This window comes from Streptomyces sp. NBC_00207 (genome assembly GCF_045160965.1).
Taxonomy (GTDB): Bacteria; Actinomycetota; Actinomycetes; order Streptomycetales; family Streptomycetaceae; genus Streptomyces.
In genome coordinates, this window is record NZ_CP130715.1 from 7,416,857 (window position 1) to 7,442,001 (window position 25,145).

22 protein-coding genes are annotated in these 25,145 nt (G+C 74.0%); 14 read left to right on the forward strand and 8 right to left on the reverse strand.

Translation table 11 applies throughout. The features are described from left to right. Nucleotides 1–18: 18 nt before the first annotated feature. The 3 genes from ccrA to OG472_RS34485 form a co-directional block, all read right to left on the reverse strand. Complete coding sequence (ccrA, locus tag OG472_RS34475) at nucleotides 19–1,356, reverse strand: crotonyl-CoA carboxylase/reductase (RefSeq protein WP_401604759.1); 1,338 nt, start codon at nucleotides 1,354–1,356, stop codon at nucleotides 19–21. A gap of 401 nt (nucleotides 1,357–1,757) precedes the next feature. Continuing rightward, complete coding sequence (locus tag OG472_RS34480) at nucleotides 1,758–2,570, reverse strand: TetR family transcriptional regulator (RefSeq protein ID WP_401604761.1); 813 nt, start codon at nucleotides 2,568–2,570, stop codon at nucleotides 1,758–1,760. A gap of 163 nt (nucleotides 2,571–2,733) precedes the next feature. Then, nucleotides 2,734–4,530 carry a 3-hydroxyacyl-CoA dehydrogenase family protein gene (locus OG472_RS34485; RefSeq protein WP_405832794.1) on the reverse strand — a complete coding sequence of 599 codons (1,797 nt, stop codon included), beginning with the start codon at nucleotides 4,528–4,530 and terminating at the stop codon, nucleotides 2,734–2,736. A 429-nt stretch (nucleotides 4,531–4,959) separates the two neighbouring features. Here OG472_RS34485 and OG472_RS34490 point away from each other — a divergent pair, with 429 nt between their 5' ends. Continuing rightward, on the forward strand, nucleotides 4,960–5,511 hold the full coding sequence (locus OG472_RS34490; protein WP_383571572.1) for an adenylosuccinate lyase: 552 nt from the start codon (nucleotides 4,960–4,962) through the stop codon (nucleotides 5,509–5,511). 43 nt (nucleotides 5,512–5,554) lie between these two features. On the opposite strand, the gene OG472_RS34495 is transcribed toward OG472_RS34490, so the two are convergent. Together OG472_RS34495 and OG472_RS34500 are read right to left on the reverse strand one after the other, a co-directional pair. Next, nucleotides 5,555–7,120 carry an alpha/beta hydrolase gene (locus OG472_RS34495; protein ID WP_401604765.1) on the reverse strand — a complete coding sequence of 522 codons (1,566 nt, stop codon included), beginning with the start codon at nucleotides 7,118–7,120 and terminating at the stop codon, nucleotides 5,555–5,557. A 112-nt stretch (nucleotides 7,121–7,232) separates the two neighbouring features. Continuing rightward, entirely contained in the window at nucleotides 7,233–8,264 is a 1,032-nt protein-coding gene (locus OG472_RS34500) for an Rv2578c family radical SAM protein (protein ID WP_405942371.1), read from the reverse strand. Nucleotides 8,265–8,376: 112 nt separating this feature from the next. Between OG472_RS34500 and OG472_RS34505 the strand changes: the two genes are divergently transcribed. From OG472_RS34505 to OG472_RS34530, 6 genes are all read left to right on the forward strand, one after another. Then, entirely contained in the window at nucleotides 8,377–9,204 is an 828-nt protein-coding gene (locus OG472_RS34505; protein ID WP_405832797.1) for a hypothetical protein, read from the forward strand. Between the two features lie 75 nt (nucleotides 9,205–9,279). Next, nucleotides 9,280–9,723 carry an SRPBCC family protein gene (locus tag OG472_RS34510; protein ID WP_405832798.1) on the forward strand — a complete coding sequence of 148 codons (444 nt, stop codon included), beginning with the start codon at nucleotides 9,280–9,282 and terminating at the stop codon, nucleotides 9,721–9,723. Nucleotides 9,724–9,797: 74 nt separating this feature from the next. Beyond that, on the forward strand, nucleotides 9,798–11,039 hold the full coding sequence (locus OG472_RS34515) for a DUF6236 family protein (protein ID WP_405832799.1): 1,242 nt from the start codon (nucleotides 9,798–9,800) through the stop codon (nucleotides 11,037–11,039). 114 nt (nucleotides 11,040–11,153) lie between these two features. Continuing rightward, the gene (locus OG472_RS34520) at nucleotides 11,154–11,987 is read left to right on the forward strand and encodes a M55 family metallopeptidase (protein ID WP_405832801.1); all 834 of its coding nucleotides are present in this window, start codon (nucleotides 11,154–11,156) and stop codon (nucleotides 11,985–11,987) included. Between the two features lies 1 nt (nucleotide 11,988). After that, nucleotides 11,989–13,350, forward strand: coding sequence for a M20/M25/M40 family metallo-hydrolase (locus OG472_RS34525; protein ID WP_405832802.1), 1,362 nt, complete (start codon nucleotides 11,989–11,991; stop codon nucleotides 13,348–13,350). Between the two features lie 13 nt (nucleotides 13,351–13,363). After that, a complete protein-coding gene (locus OG472_RS34530; protein ID WP_405832803.1) occupies nucleotides 13,364–15,397 on the forward strand; it encodes a prolyl oligopeptidase family serine peptidase in 2,034 nt (677 codons plus the stop codon). A 204-nt stretch (nucleotides 15,398–15,601) separates the two neighbouring features. Here OG472_RS34530 and OG472_RS34535 read toward each other — a convergent pair whose 3' ends face one another. Then, on the reverse strand, nucleotides 15,602–16,363 hold the full coding sequence (locus OG472_RS34535) for a hypothetical protein (protein WP_405832805.1): 762 nt from the start codon (nucleotides 16,361–16,363) through the stop codon (nucleotides 15,602–15,604). Between the two features lie 34 nt (nucleotides 16,364–16,397). Between OG472_RS34535 and OG472_RS34540 the strand changes: the two genes are divergently transcribed. From OG472_RS34540 to OG472_RS34550, 3 genes are all read left to right on the forward strand, one after another. Beyond that, complete coding sequence (locus tag OG472_RS34540; RefSeq protein WP_405832806.1) at nucleotides 16,398–16,976, forward strand: GNAT family N-acetyltransferase; 579 nt, start codon at nucleotides 16,398–16,400, stop codon at nucleotides 16,974–16,976. A 4-nt stretch (nucleotides 16,977–16,980) separates the two neighbouring features. Then, on the forward strand, nucleotides 16,981–17,880 hold the full coding sequence (locus tag OG472_RS34545; protein WP_405832807.1) for an arginase family protein: 900 nt from the start codon (nucleotides 16,981–16,983) through the stop codon (nucleotides 17,878–17,880). A gap of 88 nt (nucleotides 17,881–17,968) precedes the next feature. Next, nucleotides 17,969–19,963, forward strand: a complete 1,995-nt coding sequence (locus OG472_RS34550; RefSeq protein ID WP_405832809.1) for a DUF5107 domain-containing protein — start codon at nucleotides 17,969–17,971, stop codon at nucleotides 19,961–19,963. 98 nt (nucleotides 19,964–20,061) lie between these two features. On the opposite strand, the gene OG472_RS34555 is transcribed toward OG472_RS34550, so the two are convergent. Next, entirely contained in the window at nucleotides 20,062–20,880 is an 819-nt protein-coding gene (locus OG472_RS34555) for a methyltransferase domain-containing protein (RefSeq protein ID WP_405832810.1), read from the reverse strand. A 188-nt stretch (nucleotides 20,881–21,068) separates the two neighbouring features. Between OG472_RS34555 and OG472_RS34560 the strand changes: the two genes are divergently transcribed. From OG472_RS34560 to OG472_RS34575, 4 genes are all read left to right on the forward strand, one after another. Then, entirely contained in the window at nucleotides 21,069–21,641 is a 573-nt protein-coding gene (locus OG472_RS34560) for a TIGR03086 family metal-binding protein (RefSeq protein ID WP_405832812.1), read from the forward strand. A 115-nt stretch (nucleotides 21,642–21,756) separates the two neighbouring features. Beyond that, nucleotides 21,757–22,983, forward strand: coding sequence for an aminotransferase class I/II-fold pyridoxal phosphate-dependent enzyme (locus OG472_RS34565; RefSeq protein ID WP_405832813.1), 1,227 nt, complete (start codon nucleotides 21,757–21,759; stop codon nucleotides 22,981–22,983). 79 nt (nucleotides 22,984–23,062) lie between these two features. Next, complete coding sequence (locus OG472_RS34570) at nucleotides 23,063–24,301, forward strand: MBL fold metallo-hydrolase (RefSeq protein ID WP_405832815.1); 1,239 nt, start codon at nucleotides 23,063–23,065, stop codon at nucleotides 24,299–24,301. Next, nucleotides 24,298–24,597: a hypothetical protein gene (locus tag OG472_RS34575; protein WP_405832816.1), complete on the forward strand. Its 300-nt coding sequence runs from the start codon at nucleotides 24,298–24,300 to the stop codon at nucleotides 24,595–24,597. The genes OG472_RS34570 and OG472_RS34575 overlap by 4 nt, the downstream gene beginning before the upstream one ends. A gap of 40 nt (nucleotides 24,598–24,637) precedes the next feature. Here OG472_RS34575 and OG472_RS34580 read toward each other — a convergent pair whose 3' ends face one another. Continuing rightward, nucleotides 24,638–25,096 (reverse strand): MarR family winged helix-turn-helix transcriptional regulator, encoded by a 459-nt coding sequence (locus tag OG472_RS34580; RefSeq protein WP_405832818.1) that lies wholly within the window; start codon nucleotides 25,094–25,096, stop codon nucleotides 24,638–24,640. Between the last annotated feature and the right edge of the window lie 49 nt (nucleotides 25,097–25,145).

The following is a 25,145-nucleotide window of genomic DNA, read 5'->3' on the forward strand; positions in this document are numbered from 1 at the left end:
TATGGCCTTTGAGCCGACTCAGACGTTGCGGAAGCGGTTGATCGCGTCGAGGTGCCGGGCGCGCATCTCGTGGTCGCGGACGCCGAGGCCCTCCTCGGGGGCGAGCGCGAGGACGCCGACCTTGCCCTGGTGGAGGTTGCGGTGGACGTCGTAGGCGGCCTGGCCGGTCTCCTCCAGGGAGTAGACCTTCGACAGGGTGGGGTGGATCTTGCCCTTGGCGACCAGGCGGTTGGCCTCCCAGGCCTCGCGGTAGTTCGCGAAGTGCGAGCCGACGATCCGCTTGAGGGACATCCACAGGTAGCGGTTGTCGTACTCGTGGTTGTAGCCCGAGGTCGAGGCGCAGGTGACGATGGTGCCGCCCTTGCGGGTGACGTAGACCGAGGCGCCGAAGGTCTCGCGGCCCGGGTGCTCGAAGACGATGTCCACGTCCTCGCCGCCGGTCAGCTCGCGGATGCGCTTGCCGAAGCGCTTCCACTCCTTCGGGTCCTGGGTGTGCTCGTCCTTCCAGAACTTGTAGCCCTCGGCGTTGCGGTCGATGACCGCCTCGGCGCCCATCGCGCGGCAGATGGCCGCCTTCTCGGGGCTGGAGACCACACAGATCGGGTTGGCGCCGCCGGCGAGGGCGAACTGGGTGGCGTACGAGCCGAGCCCGCCGCTCGCGCCCCAGATCAGGACGTTGTCGCCCTGCTTCATGCCGGCGCCGTTGCGGGAGACCAGCTGGCGGTACGCGGTGGAGTTGACCAGGCCGGGGGAGGCGGCCTCCTCCCAGCTGAGGTGGTCCGGCTTCGGCATCAGCTGGTTCGACTTGACCAGGGCGATCTCCGCCAGGCCGCCGAAGTTCGTCTCGAAGCCCCAGATGCGCTGCTCGGGGTCGAGCATCGTGTCGTTGTGGCCGTCGGAGGACTCCAGCTCGACCGAGAGGCAGTGCGCGACGACCTCGTCGCCCGGCTTCCAGGCGTTGACGCCGGGGCCGGTGCGCAGCACGACGCCCGCGAGGTCGGAGCCGATGATGTGGTACGGGAGGTCGTGGCGCTTGGTCAGCTCGGACAGGCGCCCGTAGCGCTCCAGGAAGCTGAAGGTGGAGACCGGCTCGAAGATCGAGGTCCACACGGAGTTGTAGTTGACCGACGAGGCCATGACGGCGACGAGGGCCTCGCCCGGACCCAGCTCCGGCACCGGGACGTTGTCCAGGTGGATGGACTTGCGCGGGTCCTTCTCGCGCGTCGTCAGCCCCGCGAACATCTCCGTCTCGTCCTTGTGCACGGTGATCGCGCGGTAGGAGTCGGGCAGCGGCAGGGCTGCGAAGTCTGCGGCGGTGGCGGACTGCGACTGAATCGCGTCCAGGATGTCCTTCACGGTAGAGCCTCCGGCTAGCGCTGATGAGGGTGCGCTGAGGTAACGGGGTGCGTGGTGCAGGTGTGGTGTGCCGTCGGTCCGGCTGGTGCGGTGGTGCTGGGCGACGCCCGTGGTGAGGCGTGCGGTGCCTGGTGACGCAGGCAATCCGGGGCGCGTTCCGTGCGGTGTGGGCACGGGTCGCGGGGACATCCGGACGAGATTCAACGTATGGCACCCCGTGTCACCCGGCAAGGCACCGCGTGCCAAAACTTTCTCTCATTTGCCGATTGACCTGCACCGATGAGCGATGATCGATCAGAGTTACCGGCGAGTAGGGGCAAGCCGGACATACTCCGGACACAAAAAAGCGGCCGCCCCCGAAACGGGGGCGGCCGCTGTGACGAGAGTCGCCTCAGGCGTCGCTACTTGTTGCGCAGTGCCTCTTCGATGGTCCGCATGACCTCGTCCAGCGGAGCGTCCGTGCGGGCCACCGCGACGAGCACCTCGCCCTCCGTGCGGACCGCCGCGGGGGCGGCCGGCGTGGTGCTCAGGGTGCGGCCCGCGCCGATCCCCGAGCCGAAGGTCTTCCGGACGATCGAGAAGGCGTGGTCCAGCTGCGCCTCCACGTCCCCCTGGCCGCCGGCCCGCAGCCAGCGCCGCAGCACGTGGTTGTGGGCGGTGACCACCGCCGAGGCGGCCACCTCGGCCAGCAGCGGGTCGTCGTTGCCGTCGTGGTGGTCGTGCTCGTCGAAGTGGGCCAGCAGGTAGCGGGTGAACAGCCGCTCGTACCGGGCCACCGAGGCGATCTCCCGCTCGCGCAGGGCCGGCACCTCGCGGGTCAGCCGGTAGCGCTCCACCGACACCGCGGGGGAGGCGGCGTACATCTTCATGACTTCCTTGATCCCGCGGCACACCGTGTCGAGCGGGTGCTCGTGCGCCGGGGCCACGTCGAGGACGGCCTCGGCGCGGGTCAGGGTGTCGTCGTGGTCCGGGAAGATCGCCTCTTCCTTGGACCGGAAGTGCCGGAAGAAGGTCCGGCGCGCCACCCCGGCGGTCGCGGCGATCTCGTCGACCGTCGTCGCCTCGTACCCCTTGGTCGCGAAGAGCTCCATGGCCGCGGCGGCGAGCTCACGGCGCATCTTGAGCCGCTGGGCGGCCGCCTTGGTGCCGGCCGGGCTCTCCGGGGTGTCGGAGGCCGTGGCGGCGCGGGGCGAGGTCTTGGCGGGCTGGGACATAGAGCGAAAGTACTTCATTCGCGCAGGGGAGCGCGCCTGCGGGGGGTAGGAGAGGGGTGGATGCGGGGGAGAGCCCGCACTGGGCTCGGGAGGGTCAGTCCGCCGTGAGGGTCCGGCGGACCCGAGCAGCCCTCCCCACGCATCCGGCTCAGGGCCCGCGGGCTTACCGACGGGCGTACTCACGGAAACCGCGGCCGGTCTTCCGGCCCAGGCACCCGGCCGCCACCAGGTGCTCCAGCAGCGGGGACGGGGCCAGGCCGGGGTCGCGGAACTCCTTGTGGAGGACCTTCTCGATGGCCAGCGAGACGTCGAGGCCGACCACGTCGAGGAGCTCGAACGGCCCCATCGGGTAGCCGCCGCCCAGCTTCATCGCCGCGTCGATCTGGTCGATGCCGGCGTAGTGCTGCTCGACCATCTTGATCGCGTTGTTCAGGTACGGGAACAGCAGCGCGTTCACGATGAAGCCGGCCCGGTCCCCGCAGTCCACCGGGTGCTTGCGCACCTTCACGCAGATCTCGCGGACCGTGGCGTGCACGTCGTCGGCGGTCAGGACGGTCCGGACCACCTCGACCAGCTTCATCGCCGGCGCCGGGTTGAAGAAGTGCATGCCGATCACGTCCTGCGGGCGCGAGGTCACGCGGGCCACCGCGATCACCGGCAGCGAGGAGGTGGTGGTGGCCAGCACCGCACCCGGCTTGCAGACCTTGTCCAGGGTGGCGAACAGCTCCTGCTTGACCGCCAGGTCCTCGGCGACGGCCTCCACGGCCAGGTCCACCTCGGCGAAGGCGTCCAGCGAACCGGCCGGGGTGATCCGGTCCAGGGTCTGGTCCGCGGCCTCCTGCGTCAGCCGGCCCTTGGACACCGCACGGCCCAAGGACTTGCCGATGGCAGCCTTCGCCGCGTCCGCCTTCTCCTGGCTGCGGGCGGCCAGCACCACGTCGTACCCGGCCTGGGCGAAGACCTGGGCGATGCCGCTCGCCATGGTGCCGGAGCCGGCCACGCCGACCGAGCTGACCGGACGGCCCGCACCGAGCAGGGACCCGTCCAGCGGGGTCTGGAGGTCGCGGACGACGGTGGAGCTGCCGGCCGCCTCGTACGTGTAGAAGCCGCGGCCGGACTTCTGCCCGGTCAGGCCCGCGGCGGCGAGCTGCCCGAGGATCGGGGCCGGGGCGTGCAGCCGGTCGCCGGAGGAGGCGTACATGGCCTCCAGGACGGTACGGGCGGTGTCCACGCCGATCAGGTCGAGCAGCGCGAGCGGACCCATGGGCAGACCGCAGCCGAGCCGCATCGCCGCGTCGATGTCCTCGCGGGAGGCGTACTTCGCCTCGTACATGGCGGCGGCCTGGTTGAGGTAGCCGAAGAGCAGGCCGTCGGCGACGAAACCGGGCCGGTCGCCGACCGCGACGGGCTCCTTGCCGAGGTCGCGGGCCAGCTCGGTGACCGCCTCCACGGCCGGCGGGGCGGTGAGGACGCAGGAGACGATCTCGACCAGCTTCATCGCCGGGGCCGGGTTGAAGAAGTGCAGGCCCAGCACGCGCTCGGGGCGCTGGGACTCGGCGGCCAGCCGGGTCACCGACAGGGCGTTGGTGCCCGTGGCCAGGATGGTGTCGGGGCGGACGATCGCGTCGAGCTCGCGGAACACCTGCTGCTTGACCTCGTACGACTCGGGCACGACCTCGATCACGAGGTCGGCCTCGGCGGCGGCGGCCAGGTCGGTGAAGGTGCGGAAGCGGGCGAGGACGTCCGCCCGCTCCTGCTCGGTGAGGCGGTCCCGGGTGACGGAGCGCGCGGTGGCCGAGGCGAGGGCGGCCGCGGCCCGGCGGGCGGCGGTCTCGCTGACGTCGATGCCGATGACCTCGCGGCCGGCCCGTGCGAGGACCTCGGCGATGCCGGTGCCCATCGTGCCGAGTCCGACGACGGCGATGGTCTGGAGGGTGGGGTGACTGGACTGACGGTCCATCGAGGGACTCCAGTGGAAGAGGGTGACGACTGAGGGACGCGCGGTGCACAGCGCGCGGGTGCCGAACGGAATGCCGTGCGGAGGGTCGTACGGAATGCCGTGCGGTGAAGAACCCCGGGGCAGAGGGCCCAGGGGGAGGGAACCCGGCGGGAGAGCCTGAGGGAAGGCAGCCCGGAGGGTGGAAGCGGCGGAACCCTGTCCCGGGGTCACACCGTGCGAGAACGAACCGACCGGCACGAGGCGGCTGCGTCACCAGGCCGCCCTCGTACGTGTTGTAAGGACAGTAACTCGCCGGTAACTCGTGCGCCAGAGCGCGGAGATGTGACCTGTACCGCCCAAATGTACCGATCATCGATCATCGATCAACCGGACTCCGCCGATCTCCCTGAACCCGGCGTGGCGGCCCCCGCGTCGGCCTAGGGTGGCCGCGTGAACGACGTGCTGGAGCGCCTGCGGGCGGAGGCGGGGGACTCCCCCGAGTACGAGGTGCTGCTCACGGCCGGTCCCGACGGCCTGGCGGCCTCCCTGGCCTCCGCCGGGCTGCCCCTGTGGGCCCGCGAACTGGCCGCGTACCGGCTGGGCCTCGCGGGAGACCGCCGGGCCTTCGAATCCCTCGTCCTGCTCCTCAACCACCGGGACCCGCCCCGCTGCGCGGCCGCCGCCGAGGCGCTGGCCGTCCTGGACGACCCGCGCACCGCCCGCGCGGCGGCGGCCCTCGCCACCAACGGCCTGCGCACGGCCTACGCACTCCAGCCCGTCCGGCTGCTCACCGCCCTGCGCGCCCCCGAGTCCGTACCGGCCCTGCTGACCACCCTGTCCCGGCTGCTGTCCCCGAACGACCCGTACTGGCGGGTGGCCCTGGCCTGTGTGGAGGGGCTCGGCGCCCTCGCCGACCCCCGCGCGCGCGAACTCCTCACCCGCGCCCAGTCCCACCCCCGGCTCGCGGTGGCGGCCACGGCCGCCCTGCGTGCGCTCGCCTGACGGGACCGGAGCCGGCCGGCCCACCGGCCGGCCGGCGGGCCGCTCAGCCCCGGAAGCCGAGCAGCCCGTGCAGGGCCGCGCCGCCCGCCGAGGGCGGGACCGCACGGGTCGCCGCGGCCGGCTTCGGAGCCGCCTGGGCGGGGCAGGTGGCGTCCGCGGCCTGTCCCGTCCTCAGGTACGCCGAGACCTTCTCGTCCAGGCACTTGTTGCCGCTCAGGGCGATCCCGTGGTTGCCGCCGCCCTCCTCCACCACCAGGGCCGAGCCCTTCAGCTTGTCCCGCATGCTGAGCGCGCCACCGAACGGGGTCGCCGCGTCCTCCGTCGCCTGGAGGAGGAGCGCGGGCGGCAGATCGGCGTTGGTCACGTCCGGGGCCTGCAGCGCTTCCGTCGGCCAGAACGCGCACGGGGCGTTGTACCAGGCGTTGTTCCAGGTCATGAACGGCGCCTCGGCGTGCGTGCGCCACATGTCCGTGCGCCACTGGTTCCAGTCCCTCGGCCAGGCCGAGTCCCGGCACTGCACCGCCGTGTAGACGCTGTAGCCGTTGCCCGCGGAGGGCTCCACCGCGCCGAACCGCTCGTACGCCGCCACCAGCGGCTTCGGGTCCTGCTTCACCGCGTACGCGGCGAAGGCCTCGGCGAGGTTCGGCCAGTAGCCGTTGTAGTAGCCGCCCGGCATGAAGGTGTCCTCCAGCTCGGCCGCGCCCACCTTGCCGCCCGCCGGCGTCTGCCCCACCGCCTCGCGCATCGCGTACCAGCGCTCCTCGACCGCCGCCGCGTCGGTGCCGAGCCCGTACGTCGCGTCGTGCGCGGCCACCCAGGCCAGGAACGCCTTGTGGCGGGCGTCGAAGGCCCGGTCCTGGGCCAGGTTGTCCTCGTACCAGACCCCGCCCGGGTCGACCACGGAGTCCAGGACGAGCCGGTGCACCCGGCCCGGGTGGAGCTTGGCGTACACCGCGCCCAGGTAGGTCCCGTACGAGTAGCCGAAGTAGCTGATCCGCTGCGCGCCGAGGGCGGCGCGCAGCAGGTCGATGTCCTGCGCGGCCGACACGGTGCCGACGTACGGCAGCACGTCCGCGTGCTTGGTCCCGCAGGACTCGGCGAAGGACCGCACGCGCTCCAGGTTGGCCTGCTCGGTCGCCGCGTCGCGGGGCACGGAGTCCGGCCGGACGGGGGCGAAGTGGCCGGCCCCGCAGTCGAGCGCGGGCTCGCTCTTGCCGACGCCCCGGGGGTCGAAGCCGATCACGTCGTACTGCGCGGCCACGTCCTTGGGCAGGGCGGAGGCGATGAATCCGGCCAGGCTGCGGCCGCTGCCGCCCGGCCCGCCCGGGTTGACCAGCAGCGGGCCCTGGGAGGTGGCGGCGGTGTGGGGGACCCGGGTCAGGGCGAGGGAGATCTGGCGTCCGGCGGGCCGGGCGTGGTCGAGGGGGACCTTGAGGGAGGCGCACTGCAGGGTGGGATAGCGCGGGGTCGCGCAGCCCGTCCACCGCAGCGCGGCGGCCTGCTCCGCCGCGGGGGCCGCCGGGGCCGCGGTGACCGGGCTCGCGAGGGCGGCGGCGACGGTGGCGATCGACAGCAGTACGGCGGCGCGCTTCTTCAAGGGGTGCAGCATGGGGCCTCCCAGCCGAGGGTTCTGGGCGGAATCGTCCCGGAAACCATGCCTGGAAGGCGGGATTTGGCTGCTCATTGGCCCGATGTGATGAGCCTTCAGGGGCCGTCCGAGGTCACAGCAGGGTGAGCTGCGTGGCCCCGGCGGGAGCCTCCGCGGCCGGACGTTCGGGTGTCACGACCCGGCGGGACCCGCCGCGCCGGGACGGCCCGATGCCGAATTCGGCTGCGAGTTCGTGGACTTGGCGGGTGATCTGGCGCTGGTACCAGGTGGGGGCGTACGAGCCGCCCGCGTACATCCGCTCGTACCGCTCCACGAGGTGCGGATGGTGCTCGCCCAGCCACGCCGTGAACCACTCGCGGGCGCCGGGGCGCAGATGGAGTACCAGGGGTGTCACGGAGGTCGCCCCGGACTCGGCGATGGCGCGGACGGTGGCCCGCAGCTGCTCCGGGCGGTCCCCGAGGAAGGGGATCACCGGGGCCATCAGCACCCCGCACTCGATGCCGGCGTCCGTGAGGGTCCGTACGGCGCCCAGCCGGGCGGCGGGGGAGGGCGTGCCGGGCTCGACGGTCCGCCAGAGCGAGGTGTCGGTGAAGCCGACGGAGACGGAGATCCCGACCTCGGTGAGCTCGGCGGCCTCCTGGAGGAGGGGGAGGTCGCGCAGGATCAGCGTGCCCTTGGTGAGGATGGAGAAGGGGTTGGCGCGGTCGCGCAGCGCCTCGATGATGCCGGGCATCAGCCGGTAGCGGCCCTCGGCGCGCTGGTAGCAGTCGACGTTGGTGCCCATGGCGATGTGCGCGCCGCTCCAGCGGGGCGAGCCGAGCTCGCGGCGCAGCAGCTCGGGGGCGTTGGTCTTGACGACGATCTGCGAGTCGAAGCCGAGTCCGGTGTCGAGGTCGAGGTAGCTGTGCGTCTTGCGGGCGAAGCAGTACACACAGGCGTGGCTGCAGCCCCGGTAGGGGTTGACGGTCCATTCGAACGGCATCCGCGAGGCGCCGGGCACCCGGTTGACGATCGACCGGGCCCGCACCTCGTGGAAGGTGATCCCGCGGAATTCGGGGGTGTCGAAGGTCCGGGTCACGACGGCGTCGGCCCCGAAGTGCGCGGCGGGACCCGCGGTGCCCTCGGTCAGGTTCTCCCAGCGCATGTGCGCCTCCCTCGGTAGCTCTGGGCCCGAGAATAGAACAAATGTTCCCATGATCGTGTGGGCTGGAAAACTCGCTGGTCAGCCGGGTGCGCGGCGTGTGAGGCTCCGCTCCATGGCGGGATACAGACTGACGGCGTGCCTCCCCGGCGAGGCGGGCGAGCACTTGGACGAGGCGGTCGGCGAGGCTCTGGCGCCCTTCTGGACCGACCAGGACCGGGATGTCTCTCAGGACCTGCGGATCTGGGACCACTGGCGGATCTCCGGCGGTGCGGAAGGCGTCGGGTTCCGGATCCGGCCCGGGTGCGAGGACGATCCCCGGATCGTCCGCGACCGGCCGGGGTGGGCCGGCACCGTCGAGCCGGCCCTGCCGGGGTGGTGCGCGGGCGGCCCGCGCGGGCTGCTCGTGGTGCACGGGACCTCCGAGCGGACCGCCGAACTGGCCGGAGCCGCCTGGGACCACTGGCAGGAGGTGCTCCGGGAGCACCCGCGGACCCGGCCGTGGGAGGACTTCCGTCCGAACCCTTTGGGAAGGGAGCGGTCCGACTACGAAGCCGCGTGCATCGCGGCCCATGCCGAGTACCTCGCGCAGACTCCGGTCGCCCCCTTCCGGGAGTGGGCCGCCGCACTGCCCGCCGATCCGGCCGTCGACGGGTTCGAGTCGGTCCTGCGCGCCATCGAGGACCCGCTCGGAACCATCGGCACGTACAGCAGGGAGGCGTACGTCTCGTACGGCGGCAGCTGGGCCGCCGCGTGTGAGAACCTCCTGACCCTCGACGGCTGGTGGTGCGAGCGGGGCCGCGCCCCCCTGCACGGCGCCTGCGGCGACCCCGCCGCCTGCCCGCACACCCCGCCGTCGGTGCGGGATGCGCAAGCGGCGGCGGCCCACCTCGCCGGGCTGCCCGCCGACACCCTGCTCGTGTCCGTCCGCTGTCACGTGTGACCCGGATTTGGGCCCCCGCCCCGGAGGTGGTTGGCTTCGCCGTGACGAGCGGACACAACTGCTGGAGGAACAGGTATGGCGCAGGTCGAGGCCACCACGGAGCGCATCATCGAAGCCGACGCGGAGACGGTCTTCGACACGCTGGCCGACTACAGCGGAACCCGGAGCAAGCTGCTGCCCGAGCACTTCAGCGAGTACGAGGTGCGCGAGGGCGGCGACGGCGAGGGCACCCTCGTGCACTGGAAGCTCCAGGCCACCAGCAAGCGCGTACGCGACTGCCTGCTCGAGGTCACCGAGCCCACCGACGGACAGCTCGTGGAGAAGGACCGCAACTCCTCCATGGTCACCACCTGGGTGGTCACCCCGGCCGGCGAGGGCAGGTCCAAGGCCGTCGTCACCACCGTCTGGAACGGCGCCGGCGGCATCGGCGGCTTCTTCGAGCGCACCTTCGCGCCCAAGGGCCTCGGCCGCATTTACGACAGCGTGCTGGAGAAGCTGGCCGCCGAAGTCGAGGCCTGAGCCGCGGTGTTGACGGTGAGGCCGGGCCGGCGGCCTCACCGGATCGGGTGAACTGATCGACCTGGGGGGGGCCGATGCTTCAGCAGAGCGGGCTGTACTACCCGTACATCCACTTCCGTGACGACAGCTGGCTGAAGGCCGCCGCGCTCTACTGGCCCCGGCTGGGCCGGGTCGTCCCGGCCGGCTATCCCGTCATGGACTCGCGGACGGTCGGACGGCTGACCGAGGCGCTCGACTTCGTACACGACGTCGACCCGGCCGCGGCGGCCCGGACCGTGGCCGACGACTTCCTCGACGTCCTCACCGCCGATCCGGGCATCCTGGACGCGCTGCGGGCCAGGCATGCCGACTACGAAGAACTGCGCGGCCCCTCGGGCGCGTTCGATGCCCACTCGAACCGGTTCCGGGACCGCCGGGCCTCGGTGCTCCGGGACCCGGCCCCCCTGCGTGACCGGCCGTTCGGACTCGCCGGCGTCTACCAGGGCGAGGTCGACCCCCGTCTGCGCGCGGCACTGCTCGACGGCGGGCTCGCCGTCGCCACGCGCTCCGCGGACTTCCGCGAGGTGGCCGACGCCGGGTTCCTCGCCATGTCCCCGGAACTCGCCTGGGTCTACAAGTGCGCGCTCACCGAGCAGCTCGCAGGCCTCGGCGGCTACGCGCCGACCACGGACCGCACCGCCTCCCACACCGCCTCCCAGGGCTGGGACCCGGAGCGCATCGAGCGGGCCCTGCTGGGCCGCCCGGCGCAGGCGTTAGCCGGCGGGCTCGGGCAGGACCTCACGGGCGCCGTGGGCATGCTCGCCGTCCGCATCGTGCTCCCCGCCGACCTCCACCACGTGGACGTAGAGAAGATCATCGCTCTGCGCACCGAGCACGGGGCGGCCTTCGAACGCTTCGGCCGGGCGGTCACCGACACGGCCGCGTCCCTGAAGGAGGACCTGGCGGAGATCCGGCTGCCGGAAGCGGCCCGCCGGTACGTCGTCCAGGAAGTCGACCAGCGCTTCAGGACCCCGCTGGCCGAGCTGGAGGAGGCGATGAGGTCGCTGAACATCGACACGACCTTCAGCGCCGCCAACATGTCCTTCACGGTGCCCCCGGCGGTCGGCCTGCTGGCCGGTCAGTTCGCCGGACACCCGCTGGTGGCGACCTCCCTCGGCGCGGCCTTCGCCCTCGTGGGCGTCGCCCGCTCCGCGCACCGGGAGAAGCAGGCCGCGCTGGCCGCCGAGCCGGCGGCGTACCTGCTGAAGGTCCAGCGGGAACTCGCCCCCCGAACGCTGCTCGGGAGGGTCGCGGACCGCGTACGGGCCCGCGGCTGAGCCGTGCAGCCGAAGGGTCCGGGCGGGCCCCGCGGGGCCTGGCGTGGCCCCACCGCCGCCGGGGGCACGGGCGGTTAGTGTGGGGCCCTGCGCATCCGACCGCACGGGGGCCCGATGAAGATCCTCATCTCCGCCGACATGGAAGGCGCCACCGGCGTCACCTGGCCCGCCGACGTGCTGCCCGGCACCCCGCAGTGGGAGCGCTGCCGGTCGATGTTCACCTCCGACGTCAACGCGGCTGTACTCGGCTTCTACGACGGCGGCGCCGACCAGGTCGTCGTCAACGAGGCGCACTGGACCATGCGCAACCTGCTGCTGGAGCGGCTCGACGCCCGCGCGGAGATGCTCACCGGCCGCCACAAGACCCTCTCCATGGTCGAGGGCGTCCAGCGCGGCGACGTCGACGGCATCGCCTTCGTCGGCTACCACACGGGCGCCGGCGCCGAGGGCGTCCTCGCCCACACCTACCTCGCCAACTCCATCACCGGGGTCTGGGTCAACGAGGTGCGCGCCAGCGAGGGGCTGCTCAACGCACACGTCGTCGCCGAGTACGGCGTCCCCGTCGTCCTCGTCACCGGCGACGACCTGACCTGTGTCGATGCCGCCGGCTACGCCCCGGACGCGGTGACCGTCGCAGTCAAGGACCACGTCTCGCGCTACGCCGCCGTCTGCCGGACCCCCGCCCGCACCGCCGCCGACATCCGGGCCGCGGCCAAGGAGGCGGCCGCCCTGGCCGTGAGGTACGAGCCGGCCGGCGCCGGCCCGTTCACCGTGGAGCTGGAGTTCGACGCCGAGCACCTGGCCATGGCCGCGACGGTGGTCCCGGGCGTGGAGCGGTGCGGGGAGCGCAGGGTCGCCTACACCAGCGAGACGATGTACGAGGGGATCCGCGCCTTCAAGGCGGTCACGACGGTCGTCTCGGCGGCCGTGGAGGAGCAGTATGGCTGACATGCACGCAATCAATGACGGGGCACCCGCCGAGGCCGGCGGCGCCGTTGACGAAGTGGCCCTCGACGAGGCCGTCGAGTTCACCTCGGGCCTCATCCGGATCGACACCAGCAACCGGGGCGGCGGCGACTGCCGCGAGCGCCCCGCCGCCGAATACGTCGCCGAGCGGCTCGCCGCGGCGGGCGTGGAACCGGTCCTGCTGGAGCGCACCCCGGGCCGCACCAACGTCGTCGCCCGGATCGAGGGCACCGATCCCACCGCCGAGGCCCTCCTTGTCCACGGCCACCTCGACGTCGTGCCCGCCGAGGCCGCCGACTGGACCGTGGACCCCTTCTCCGGAGAGATCCGTGACGCAGTGGTGTGGGGGCGCGGCGCCGTCGACATGAAGAACATGGACGCGATGGTGCTGGCCGTCGTACGGGCCTGGGCGCGCGCCGGAGTGAAGCCGCGGCGGGACATCGTGATCGCCTACACCGCCGACGAGGAGGACAGCGCGGTCGACGGGTCGGGCTTCCTCGCTGACCGGCACCCGCACCTGTTCGAGGGCTGTACGGAGGGCATCAGCGAGTCCGGCGCCTTCACCGTGCACACCGGCCCCGGCGGCCGGGCCCTCTACCCGATCGCCGCCGGCGAACGGGGCACGGCCTGGCTGAAGCTGACCGCGCGCGGCACCGCGGGGCACGGCTCCAAGCCCAACAAGGCCAACGCGGTCAGCCGCCTCGCCGCCGCCGTGGCACGGATCGGCGAGTACGAGTGGCCGGTCCGGCTCACCGACACCGTGACCGCCTGCATCACCGAACTCGCCGCCCTGCAGGACCTGTCGGTCGACCCGCGCCGGCCCGGCTTCGACCTCGACACGGTCCTCGGGAAGCTCGGCCCGGCCGCCGCCCTGCTGGAGGCTACCGTGCGCAACAGCGCCAACCCGACGATGCTGAGCGCCGGTTACAAGCTCAACGTGGTCCCCGAACACGCCACCGCCTACGTCGACGGACGGACCGTTCCGGGCGGCGAAGCCGAGTTCACCGCCACCCTGAACGAGCTGACCGGCCCCGACGTGCACTGGGAGTTCCACCACCGGGAAGTTTCCCTCCAAGCCCCGGTGGACGGGCGGACGTTCGGGATCCTGCGCGAGTCCGTCGAGCGGTTCGACCCGGACGGGCACGTGGTGCCCTTCTGCATGGCGGGCGGCACCGACGCCAAGCAGTTCTCCCGCCTCGGCATCACCGGCTACGGCTTCTCCCCGCTGAAGCTGCCGCCCGGCTTCGACTACTGGGCCCTCTTCCACGGCGTGGACGAGCGGGTCCCCGTCGAAGCCCTGCACTTCGGCGTCCGCGTCCTCGACCGCGCGCTGCGGTCCCTGTGAGCGGGGCCCGGTGATGGCGGCGCCGACCCGGCCCTACGGAAGCTGGCCCTCGCCCATCGAGGCCGCTCTCGCCGCCGCGCTCGACGGACGGCCCGCGTACGTCGGCACGGTCGGCCCCGAGGTGTGGTGGACCGAGCCCCGGCCGCGCGAGGGCGGACGCCGCACCCTGGTCCGCCGCCGACTCGCCGACGGCGGAGCCGAGTTCACCGAGCTGCCCGCCCCGTGGAACGTGCGCAGCAGGGTCACCGAGTACGGCGGGCTGCCCTGGGCCGGAGCGGAACGGCCCGCCGGCGGACCGCTGCTGGTCTTCGTCCACTTCGCCGACCAGCGGCTGTACGCGTACGAGCCCGACGCGCCCGGCGCCCCGGCGCCGCGGCCCCTCACCCCCCTGTCCGGGACCGGCCGCGGACTGCGCTGGGCTGATCCGGTGCTGCGCGGCGGCGAGGTCTGGTGCGTGCTGGAGGAGTTCACCGGGCCCGCGCCGACCGACGTGCGCCGGGTGCTGGCCGCCGTACCGCTCGACGGATCGGCGGCGGAAGACCGCACGGCAGTAAGGGAGTTGACGGACGGCCGGCACCGGTTCACCACCGGCCCCCGGCTCTCCCCGGACGGCCGGCGCGCGGCCTGGCTGGTGTGGGACCACCCCCGGATGCCCTGGGACGGCACCGAACTGCAGCTGGCCGAGGTCACCGCGGACGGACGGCTGACCGGGGTCCGGACCGTGCTCGGCGGCCCCGAGGAATCCGTGGCCCAGGTGGACTGGACGGCCGGCGGAACCCTCCTCGCGGTGAGCGACCGCGGCGGCTGGTGGAACCCGTACCGGGTGGACCCGGAGACGGGCGCGGCCGTCAACCTGTGCCCCAGGGAAGAGGAGTTCGGCGGCCCGCTGTGGAAGCCCGGGCTGCGCTGGCTCGCCCCCCTGCCCGACGGCGCCACCGGGGCCGACCGGGCCGGGGGAGGGCTCGTCGCCGTCCTGCACGGCCAGGGTTCCCCGGTGCTCGGCATTCTGGACGCCGACAGCGGCGACCTCGTCGACGCGGCCGGGCCCTGGACGGCCTGGCAGCCGACGCTCGCCGTGCACGGCACCCGCGTCTACGGGGTCGCGGCCAGCCCGCGCAGCGCGTACGAGGTCGTCGAGCTGGACACCGCGACCGGGCACGCGCGGGTGATCGGCGCGCAGGGCGCGGACCCGGTGGACCCGGCCTACTACCCGGAGCCGCAGAGCCGCACCTTCCTCGGCTCCGACAACCGCCAGATCCATGCGCACGTCTACCCGCCGCACCACCCCGCCTGCCGGGCACCCGCCGACGAGCTGCCGCCGTACGTGGTGTGGGCGCACGGCGGCCCCACCGATCACGTGCCGCCCGTACTCGACCTGCACATCGCGTACTTCACCTCGCGCGGCATCGGCGTGGTCGAGGTCAACTACGGCGGGTCCACCGGCTACGGCCGCGCCTACCGGGAGCGGCTGCGCGGGCAGTGGGGCGTGGTCGACGTGGAGGACTGCGCGGCGGTGGCCCGGGCCCTGGCCGCCGAGGGCACCGCCGACCCCGCACGCCTCGCCATCCGCGGGGGCAGTGCGGGCGGCTGGACGGCGGCGGCGTCGCTGGCCGCCACCGACCTGTACGCCTGCGCCGCGATCATCTACCCGGTACTGGACCTGCTGGGCTTCGCGGAGGAGACCCACGACCTGGAGTCCCGCTACGTCGAGAGCCTGGCCGGCCCGCCGCAGACCCTCACCGTGCTCTGCCGCGAGCGCTCCCCGGTGGCCCGCGCCGACCGGATCACGGCGCCGTTCGTCCTGCTCCAGGGCCTGGACGACGCGGTCTGCCCGCCGGCCCAGGCGGAGCGCTTCCTGGCCGCCCTGCGGGGCCGGCCGGTGCCGCCCGCGCCGGTACCGCATGCATACGTGGCCTTCGCGGGCGAGGGCCACGGCTTCCGCCGGGCGGACACCATGATCCGGGCACTGGAGGCCGAACTGTCGCTGTACGCCCAGGTCTTCGGCATCGACCGGACCGACGTCCCCCGGCTGCCGCTGGAGGCCTGAGCTGCCGGTCGGGCGGGGATTTGCGGCGGGCCCGGGCCCGGGCGCGGTCCGCACGCTCCACCGGACGGAGCCGGATCGCTGCCGGACGAAGCCGGACGGCAGGGCGCCCGGGGCGATGCCCGCGACCGCCGCGATGACGGCCGAGGAGCAGCCGCAGGCGGGCGAGGGCACGCGCGCCGGGGGCGAAGCCGTGGGCCCGCCGCCCTATGCGGCCCTGCTGCGCAGGTAGTGGGTCCGCCCGCTCGTGCGCAGCCAGACCCGCAGCGGGCCGATGGCGGTGAAACCGCTGCGCACCGCGCCGTCCAGGTCCGCCCCGCCCTCGTAGCCGACGACGTCCAGGTCCGGCCAGCGGGCGGCGACCGCGGCGAGGGAGCCCGCCCAGGCCGCGTCGGCCGAGGCGCCGTCACGGGCGAACAGGTTGGAGAGGCCCACCACACCGCCGCCGGTGCTCGCGACCGCCCCGGCGACGATCCGGCCCCCGGCGTCCCCCGCGGCGCGGCCCGCGAGGAAGGCGATGCCCTCGCGGAGCAGGGACGGCCGGAACAGCCCGGTGCACTCCTCGCCGTCCCAGGCGGCCTCCCAGGCCGCCAGTTCGCCGGCGCCGGTCACCTCGGACCACTCCAGGCCAGACGAGGCCGCCCCTGGAGCCCCGGCCGGCCGGTGGATCCACTGCGCCTCGAACAGCACCTCGAACCCGTCCCCGGCCAGGTCCAGGCAGGCGAAGCTGTCCTTGACCGAGCAGCCGGGGGAGTCCGTGTCGATCCACTGGAGGACGGACTGCGCCGGGACGTCCGCGTCCAGGGTCACCGCATCGGGATACAACGGCGGGGTCCGGCTCGTGCTGAGCCACAGGTGCTCGCCCTCGTACTGCGGCGACAGGCCGTGCGCCGCGCACACCGCGTCGCACCACACGGCGTTGTTCAGCGCGGCCAGGCGCAGCCTCGTGCTCGTCTCGTCCTTGATCACGCCGGTGATGGTGCCACAGGCCTAGCCTGGGGCGATGACCTTTTCGACCTACCTCCGGGAGGGCGAGCGCGTGGCCCTGCGCCCCTTCCGGCTCGCCGACGGGCCCGAGTTCACCGTACGCGCACACGAGAGCCGCGAGCTCCACCACCCGTGGCTGGCGCCGCCCGCCACCATCGAGGAGTACGAGCCCTACGCGGCCCGGCTGATCGACGGCGAGGGCCGCGCCGGGTTCCTCGTCTGCGAGCGGGAGACCGGGGCCATCGCCGGCTTCGTCAACGTCAACAACATCGTGCGCGGGGCCTTCCAGTGCGGGGCCCTCGGCTACGGGGCCTTCGCGCACGCCGCCGGACGGGGCCTGTTCCGCGAAGCCCTCGGGCTGGTCCTCGCCCACGCCTTCGCCCCCGAGCCCGCCGGCGGCCTCGGACTGCACCGCCTGGAGGCCAACATCCAGCCGGGCAACACCGCCTCGATCGCCCTCGTGCGGGGCGCCGGCTTCCGGCTGGAAGGACTCTCCCCCGACTTCCTGTACGTCGACGGGGCCTGGCGCGACCACGAGCGCTGGGCGGTCACCGCCGAAATGCCGTCCCCCGAGGGGGCCCATCGCACAGGATGAGGGCATGCGAACCCTCGTGCTCCTCGACGCCCCGTCCAACCTCGGCCTGCGCCCGCCCGCACCCGGCACCGTACCCGGCGTGTACAAACTCGCCGGGGCGCTGCGCGAACAGGGCCTCCTCGCCCGCCTCGGCGCACGCGAGGGCGGGGTGGTGGTCCCACCGCGCTACGACCGCGGAGGCTGGCGGGAGGGCGACGGCGTGTTCCACGCCGAAGCCCTCGCCGGGTACACCGTCACGCTCGCCGACCGGATCGAACGCCACCTGCGCGCCGGAGAGTTCCCCGTCGTCCTCGGCGGCGACTGCTCGATCCAGCTGGGCGCCGCCCTCGCCATGCGCCGGATCGGCCGGTACGGACTGGCCGCGATCGACGGCTCCGCCGACTTCCGCCACCCCGGCAACGAGACGGTGAACGGGCCCGTCGGCGCGGCCGGCGGCGAGGAACTCGCCCTCTCCACCGGGCGCGGCCAGGCCGATCTCGCCGACCTGGAAGGGCGCGCCCCCTACCTGCGGGACCAGGACGTACGGCTCTTCGGCCTGCGGGACGGGGACCCGGACCTCGCGGAGCTGCGCGCGGCCGGGATCTCCGCGGCCACCGTCGGGGAGATCCGCGAGCGCGGGGCCGGACCGGTGGCGCGGGCGGCGCTGGAAGGGCTGCACCCGCCGGACACCGCGGGGTTCTGGGTGCACCTGGACGCCGACGTACTGGACCCGGCCGTCATGCCGGCCGTGGACAGCCCCGACCCCGGCGGGCTGATCCCCGACGAACTCGCCGAACTGCTCGGCGTGCTGGTGCGTTCGCCGCGCTGCGTCGGGATCAACGTCACCGTCTACGACCCGGACCTCGACCCGGACGGGCGTGCGGGCGCACTGCTGGCCGACCTGGTCGCGGGTGCCTTCAGGTGATCCCCGGCGCAGGCCTTTGCGTAATCCTGACCGGTGGTCATCCGCGGAACCCCTGTGCACCGGCCGCCGCGGCGTGTTCCATTTCCCCATGGCCACCACCGTCCGCCGCGCCGCACTGACCTTCCCCGCAGCCCCGTTGGGCGCCGAGAACCCCCTGCCCGCCCTGCGCGCACCCGACGTCGTGCAGGCCCTGGACGGCCTTCCCCAGCCACCGCCGGGAGGCGCCCCCGGGCGTGACGGGCTGCCGCGCGACATGGCACGGCAGATCGGGTACGAGCCGCTGCGGTCCCTGCTGCCCGTCCGGATCCGGGACGGGTACCGGCGGGAGCGGTCGGAGCGGGAGTTCGAGTCGATCGTCATCGAGAACGAGCACCTGAGGGTCACCGTGCTCCCGGAGCTGGGCGGGCGCGTCCACTCGCTCGTGCACCTGCCGACGGGACGCGAACTGCTCTACCGCAACCCGGTGTTCCAGCCCGCCAACTTCGCGCTGAACGGGGCCTGGTTCTCCGGCGGCATCGAGTGGAACATCGGCGCGACCGGCCACACCGCCCTCTCCTGCGCCCCGCTGCACGCCGCACTCGTCCCCGCCCCGGACGGGGGCGTGATGGTCCGGCTGTGGGAGTGGGAGCGCCTGCGCGACCTGCCCTTCCAAGTGGACCTGTGGCTGCCCGCGGAGTCGGAGTTCCTCTACGTCGGCGTCCGCGTGCGCAACCCGCACGAGCGGCCCGCACCCGTGTACTGGTGGTCCAACATCGCCGTCCCCGAGGACGAGGGCACCCGCGTGCTCGCCCCCGCCGACGAGGCCTGGCACTTCGGGTACGAGCGCGCGCTGCGGCGCATCCCCGTACCGGAGTGGGAGGGCGCGGACCGCACGTACCCGCTGCGCAGCACGTACCCGGCCGACTACTTCTACGAGGTCGAGCCCGGGGCCAGACCCTGGATCGCCTCGCTGGACGCGGCCGGGCAGGGGCTCGCGCAGACCTCCACCGGGCGGCTGCGCGGGCGCAAGCTGTTCGTCTGGGGCGCGGGCGGCGGAGGCCGGCGCTGGCAGGAGTGGCTCACCGAACCGGGCACGGGCGGCTATGCGGAGATCCAGGCCGGGCTGGCCCGCACCCAGCTGGAGCACGTACGGCTGGAGGGCGGCGGGGAGTTCAGCTGGCTGGAGGCGTACGGGCCGCTGGCCGCGGAACCCGCCGCGGTGCACGGGGCCGACTGGGCGGCGGCGCGCGGCGCGGCCGAGCACGCGCTGGCGCGGGCGCTCCCGGCGGAGCGGGTGGAGGCCGCGTACAAGGCGTGGCGCGGGTGCGCCGACACCGAACCGGGCGAACGGCTCGCGGAGGGCTCCGGCTGGGGCGCGCTGGAGGTGATGTGCGGGGGCTTCAAACTGCCGGGCACCCCCTTCGCGGAGTCCACCCTCGGCGAGGAACAGGCCCCGTGGCTGGAGCTGTGGCGCACCGGCGTCCTCCCCGCCCCCCGGCGGGTGGTCCCGCCGGGCCCGAGCCTGGTCGCCCCGCACTGGCGGGACATGCTGGAGACGGCCCCGGCGGATCCGCTGACCGAGTACCACCTGGGCGTGGCCCAGTGGCACGCCGGGGACGTGGCGCAGGCCGTACGGAGCTGGGAGCGCGGGCTGGCGCTGGCGCCCTCGCGCTGGCCGCTGCTGAGGTGCCTGGCGGTGGCGGACGCGCTGGCCGGGGATCCGGCGCGGGCCGCCGACGGGTACGCGGCGGCCTTCGAGGACCTGGCGGGGGAGAGCCGCGGCGGCGAGGCGTGGGCCCCGGCGGAGGCAGCGCTGGGCTGCGAGGCGATGACGGCCCTGCTGGCCGCCGGCCGCCTCTCGGAGGCCCGCCGCGTCTGGGACCGGCTCCGGCCGGCCCTGCGGGAACAGGGCCGCTTCCGGCTCCTCGCCGCGCGGCTGCTGGCGGCGGAGGGCCATGTGGCCGCGGCGCGGCGGGTCTTCGAGGACGGCTTCGAAATCCCGGACCTCCGGGAGGGCGAGGAAACCCTGTCCGAGGCCTGGTCCGCCCTCACCGACCACCCACTGCCGCCCCGCTACGACTTCCGCATGCGGCCGCCGGGCTAACGGTCCGGGCGCAGCCCCGGTCTTTCCGCCCCGCCGGCGTTTGAGGCGCGGGTCCGGGGCAGAGCCCCGGGAAGCGGCGTCGCGCGGGGCTTCGGAGCTCAGGCCCGGCAGAGGATTTCGCCGTTCAGGACCGAGAACCAGGCGTCGGGCTCCGCGCCCCACGCGCGCCAGGCCTCCGCGGCAGCGGCCAGGTCTGGGCCGGTCGCGTGGCCGCCGCCGGTGGCGATGGCGGCGTACGAGGAGGCCGTCGTCCGGTCCGCCCACAGCGCCGACCACCACGCGGCCTCCTCCGGGGTGGCGAAGCACCAGGCCGTCGCCGACGAGGTCACGTCCGTGAAGCCGGCCTCCCGGGCCCACGCCCGCAGCCGGCGGCCCGCGTCCGGCTCGCCGCCGTTCGCGCGGGCGACCCGCCGGTACAGGCTCAGCCATTCGTCCAGGCCCGGCGTCGCCGGGTACCAGGTCATCGCCGCGTAGTCGGCGTCGCGCACGGCCACGATCCCGCCCGGCCGGCACACCCGCCGCATCTCGCGCAGCGCCTGCACCGGGTCGCCGACGTGCTGCAGCACCTGGTGGGCGTGGACCACGTCGAAGGAGTCGTCCGGGAAGTCCAGCGCGTGGACGTCCGCTGTGCCGAACTCGATGCCGCTCACCCCGCGCTCCGCCGCGTGCGCCCGGGCCTGTTCGACCACGTCCTGTGCCGCGTCGACCGCGGTGACCCGGCCGCCCGGCGCGACCAGCTCCGCCAGGTCCGCGGTGATGGTGCCCGGGCCGCAGCCGACGTCCAGTACGGACATCCCCGGGCGCAGCTCGCCGATCAGGTACGCGGCGGAGTTCTCGGCGGTGCGCCAGCGGTGTGAGCGCAGGACCGACTCGTGGTGGCCGTGGGTGTAGACGGCGGTTTCCTTGGCGGCGTTCATGGCCGGACCTCCTCGTCGAAGCGTGGGACCCACCGTAGAGGATCAGTTCGTCATCTGAGATATGCGTTTTGACATGTGGACACCAGCCTTGTGTGCCAAGGGGGTTGGGTAGGTCGGTGGCAGGGGAATGCAGGTGCGAGGAGAGTGGCTCCTGGGGGTCGTGCCCATGGCGGAGGACGGTGAGGGGAATGCCGGAGACGCTGCTCGAACAGCACGCCGAGGCGCTGCGGCTCTTCGGGGAACGGGTGCGGGCCGTCAGGGACGACCAGTGGGACGCGCCGACCCCGTGCACGGACTGGAACGTCCGGGAGCTGGTCAACCACGTCACCGGCGAGCAGCTCTGGATCCCGCCGCTGGTCGCCGAGGGCCGCACCGTCGAGGAGCTCGGCGACGCGTTCTCCGGCGACCTGCTGGGCGACGACCCGGTCGCGGCCTGGGACGGGGCCTCGGCCGCCGCGCACGCCGCCTTCGCCGCCTCCGGCGCGCTGGAGCGGACCGTGCGGCTCTCGTACGGGCCCGCGCTCGGGTCGGCGTACTGCTCGGAGCTGACCGCCGACTGCGTCGTGCACACCTGGGACCTCTCCCGGGCCATCGGCGCCGACGACCGGCTGCCGGACGGCCTCGTCGAGTTCTCCATCAAGGAGGTCATGCCGTACGCCGACGGACTCGCGGCTAGCGGCATGTACGCGGCGCCGCTGGAGGTGCCGGCGGGTGCGAACGCACAGACCAGGCTGCTCGGGCTGGTGGGGAGGAAGGGCTGACGCCCGGCACCGGCAGTCAGGTAACGGGCGTAAGGGGCTAAATAATCGTATAAAGGTCAGGATCAGGGTCGGGGCCACCGGAGCGTGGCAGGACGAGCGTGGAAGGCGGCAGACGGTGGCGGGGACGCAGCGCACGGCGACGGAGGGCCGCGGCCCGGTCCGGTACGGCCCGCCCGCACCCCAGCCCGGCCTGCCCGTGCTGCCCGAACTGATCTCCGTCCTCGCCGCGGCCGCCGGGCGCGCCGCCCCCGAGCCCCCGGGCGGCGGGGCGGCCGTACGCGAGGCCGCCTGCCGGCACTGGGGGCGGCGCGGGCTCGCCACCTCCCCCGAGAACGTCGCCGCCGGACCCGGCGCCCCGGCCCTGCTCCTCGCCCTGCTCGGGGCGTACGGGGGCGATGTGATGCTGCCCCGGCCCTGTCCCGCCTGGTGGACCCCGCAGGTCCGGCTGCTGGGACGGCGGGCCTACCACGTGCCGACCCCGGCCGAGTGCGGCGGCGTACCCGACCCCTACGCACTACTGGAGACCGTACGGCGGGTGCGCGCCGAGGGCGGCGACCCGCGCGTGCTGCTGCTGTCGGTCGCCGACGATCCCACCGCGACCGTGCCACCGCCCGAGATGCTGCGCGAGGCCTGCGAGGCCGCCGAGTCCGCCGGGCTGTTCGTCGTCAGCGACGAGAGCTGGCGCGACACCGTCCACCGGCCCCACTCCACCCTCGTCCTGAGCCCCGCCGAGATGCTCCCCGAACAGGCGGCCGTCCTCGTCGACCTGTCCGGTGCGCTGCTGCCCGCCGGCTGGCCCGCCGCCGTGGTCCGCTTCCCCGGCACCGCGCGCGGGACCTGGCTGCGCGCCCGCACCCTCGACGTCCTCACCGCCACCGGCGCGATGGTCGCCGGACCCGTGGCCGGCGCCGCCGCGCACGCCCTCGACGAGCCCGACGCCGTCACCGGGCGCGCCTACGCGGCAGCCGCCCTGCACGGCGTCGTGGCCTCCGCCGCGCACCGCGAGCTCCTCGCGGCCGGGGCGCTGGCCCGGCCCCCGCAGGCCGGCCGGCACCTCTACGCCGACCTCACCCCGCTGCGCGCCGGACTCGCCCGGCACGGGGTCGGCGACGCCATGGAACTGGAGGACTGGCTCGGCGGCCGGCTCGGTGCGCCGACGCCCGGCGGGCAGCGCTTCGCGGACGAACTGGGGGCGCTGCGCGTCAGGTTGTCCACCGGGCCGCTGCTGGGCGCGACCCCGGAGGAGCGGCTGGCCGCGCTCACCGCCCGCGATCCGCTCGCGCTCCCGCACGTGCGGAGCTCCCTCGACCTGCTCGGATCGGTCCTGGCCGGCCTGGCCTGACCTCACGACGCGCCCCTGTGCACCCCCGACCCGACTGCCCCGACCCGACTGCCCCGACCCGGTGAACGGAGACTGCCCGATGAGGGACCGGACGGACGCCGCCCCCGCCGCCCCTGCCCCGGCCTCCGCCTCCGCGTCCACGGCGCCGGCCCCGCCCGCCGCCGCCCAGCGGCCCGCGCCCCGGCCGGCACCGGCGCCGCCGACACCAGCGCCACCACCTGCACCGCCGGAGCCCGAGCGCCCGTCCGCCCCGCGCCCGCTCGGCGCACACCGTCGGTGGCCCGGCTCCTTCGCGGACCGGCTGACCGCCCCGCTCCCCGGCGTCCGCGCCTTCGCCCGGCTCGCGCGGGAGGGCGCCTTCCGGCCCGGTCCCGAAGGGCTGCGCGGCATCCCGGACCTGCCCTACGAGCCCGCCCCGCTGCCCGCCGCGCCCCCCGGCACGGTCTCCGTCACCTGGGCCGGGCACGCCAGCTGGGTGCTGCGGACCGGCGGACTGACCGTGCTGACCGACCCCGTCTGGTCCCGGCGGATCCTCGGCACCCCGGCCCGGATGACCCCCGTCGGGGTGCGCTGGGAGGACCTGCCGCCGGTGGACGCGGTGGTGATCAGCCACAACCACTACGACCACCTCGACGCCCCCACGCTCAAGCGCCTGCCCCGGCACACGGCCCTCTTCGTCCCGGCCGGCCTCGCCGGCTGGTTCCGCCGCCGCGGCTTCACCCGGGTCACCGATCTCGACTGGTGGGAAGCGGCCGAACTGGACGGCGTACGCTTCGAGTTCGTCCCCGCGCACCACTGGTCCAAGCGGTCCCTGATCGACACCTGCCGGTCGCTGTGGGGCGGCTGGATCCTCACCGACACCCGGAGCCGGACGCCGAGGAAGGTCTACTTCGCGGGTGACACCGGCTACGGCCACTGGTTCGACGAGATCGGCCGCCGCCACCCCGGCATCGACCTCGCCCTGCTGCCGGTCGGCGCCTACGCCCCGCGCTGGTGGCTCGGCGACGTCCACGCCGACCCGGAGGAGGCCGTCCAGGCCTGCCTCGACCTGGGGGCCGTGCGGATGGCGCCCATGCACTGGGCCACGTTCGTGCTCTCCGCCGAACCGGTCATGGAACCCCTGCACCGCACCCGGGCCGCCTGGTCCCGCGCCGGGCTGCCCCGCGAGCACCTCTGGGACCTCCCCGTCGGTGCCTCCCGCACGCTGCCCGACCAGGAGGCCGCAGGAGATCGAGGGACGGGCCGCGCATGCCCGGCCGTGGAGGGGGGATACGGATCCCGAAGCCACTGGGTATCGGGAGGGGAAGAACCACGATGAAACGTGTTGTGTCACTGATCAGTTCCGCGGCTCTGGGCATCGGCCTCGCGGTCGCGGGAGCCACCCCGGCCGCCGCCGATCCGTACGACTGCCGCACCTGGTACAAGTCCAGCACCACCGCCGCGGGAACGTGCACCAACGGAACCGGAGAGTTCCGTGTCTACACCCGGTGCGACCGGCCCCTCGCACACGACTACACGGTGTACGACCCGACGTGGCGGCGCGTGGGCACCACGAGCACGGCGATCTGCCACAGCGGCGGCAAACCGTACGGCGCGGGCATCCAGGTCCACTAGGCCGTCTCCTTCGCCGAAGGCCCGATCCGCAGGACACCCCCTAGTGGTGCCAGGCCTGGCCGCCCGTGTTGTGGATGAAGCGCTGCAGCACCTTGAGGGTGGTCAGGTACTCCTCGTCCGAGATGCCGGCGTGCCGCTCGGCCCACAGCTCCTTCTGCAGGGCCGCGGCCTTTTCGAAGAACGCCCGGCCCTCGGAGGTGATCCCGAGGCGTCCCTCGGCGTCCTGGGTGATCCAGCCCCGGGCGATGGTCGTGTCGATCTCCTCGGACACCATCGTCCCTCCCACGGCGAGATAGCCCTGCAGGGTCTCGGTCACCTCCCTCCGGGTCTTCGCCTGCGGGGCCGGGGCCACCTGGGCCAGGACCCACCACTGCGGCTGGGTGGTGCCGATCCCGGCAAGTGCGCCGCGGGTGCGGGTGACGACCGCGTCGTAGGCGGCCCAGGTCCAGTAGCCGATGGGCTGCTGGATCAGTTCGGCGTCGTCGTGCGAGTACTCCATGGTGAATCCGCTCCGTTCGCTGTTCAAGACCGCCCGTCGAGCAAGAGCC